Source organism: Streptomyces bugieae (genome assembly GCF_036352915.1).
GTDB classification, from domain to species: Bacteria; Actinomycetota; Actinomycetes; order Streptomycetales; family Streptomycetaceae; genus Streptomyces; species Streptomyces endophytica.
The window spans coordinates 1-406 of sequence record NZ_JAZBJP010000212.1 but is presented as its reverse complement, the minus strand read 5'-3'; the positions used below and the strand labels follow the sequence as shown (position 1 = coordinate 406).

Below are 406 nucleotides of genomic sequence, written 5' to 3'. Positions count from 1 at the left end.
CCTCGGCACCCTCGCCGTCGGCGGCCTGTTCACCGCCTTCCCCTCGCTCTCCTGGGACCCGTGGCCGGACGCGTACATCTTCGTCGGCACGATCGTGGCGATGTACGCCCAGGCCAAGGGCATGGTCGAGTTCTGGTTCGCCTGGCTCCTGGTCGACCTCGTCGGCGTCCCGCTGAACTTCGCCAACGGCTTCGCCTTCTCCGGCTTCGTCTACATCATCTACGGCGCCCTCGTCCTGTGGGGCATGCGCGACTGGTGGCTGCGTACGCGGACACCCGCTCTGGAAGGAGCCCCGGCATGACTGCCCAGCCCACATGGCTGCACCCCGGCCACGACCCGCTCGTCGAGGACCTCTCCCTGGACCCGGTCGAGCAGGCCATCCGTGACATCGCCGCGGGCCGCCCCG

General features: G+C 69.7%; 2 protein-coding genes. Both read left to right on the top strand.

Annotation, left to right across the window (positions count from 1 at the left end; translation table 11 throughout):
• Nucleotides 1-301: nicotinamide mononucleotide transporter family protein (locus V2J85_RS40930; RefSeq protein WP_330824435.1), on the top strand; the 301-nt coding region annotated here is incomplete at its 5' end.
• The coding region (locus tag V2J85_RS41575; RefSeq protein ID WP_419836891.1) for a DNA-directed RNA polymerase subunit omega at nt 298-406 on the top strand (109 nt) is incomplete at its 3' end. The genes V2J85_RS40930 and V2J85_RS41575, both read left to right, overlap by 4 nt.